The 384-nt window shown below is 69.8% G+C and carries 1 pseudogene; it reads left to right on the forward strand.

Annotated elements, in window-relative coordinates:
- A pseudogene (locus H928_RS28455) lies at window positions 1–378 on the forward strand (precorrin-3B synthase); the annotation flags it as partial.
- Window positions 379–384: the final 6 nt, after the last annotated feature.

Consider the following 384-nt stretch of genomic DNA (forward strand, 5'->3'; position numbering starts at 1 on the left):
GAAGGCCTTGCGCCCCAGGGCATGCCAGGGGCGGGCTTGGCCGAGCACGACCACTGGATCTGCGATGCGCAAGATGCGCGGCTGCGCGTTTCGGCCTGCAGCGGCGCGCCTGGTTGCCGCCAAGCCTTGGCCCCCACGCAGGATCTGGCGCTGGCCCTGGCCCCCCATGTGCCCGAGGGCGCCCACCTGCATGTCTCGGGCTGCAGCAAAGGCTGCGCACGCCAGCTGCCCGCCAGCGTCACCTTGGTGGCCCAAGCGGGCAGCGAAGGCCCCTTGTTTGGGCGTGCCCGCCATGCCACGGCCCAGGCCGTCCCCGATTCCCGCTGGAGCGAGCGCAGTCTGCGCGACAATCCCGGGCTGTTGTTTGAAGAAATGTAATGGTTC

Source organism: Comamonas sp. B-9 (assembly GCF_000410635.1).
GTDB lineage: Bacteria > Pseudomonadota > Gammaproteobacteria > Burkholderiales > Burkholderiaceae_C > Comamonas.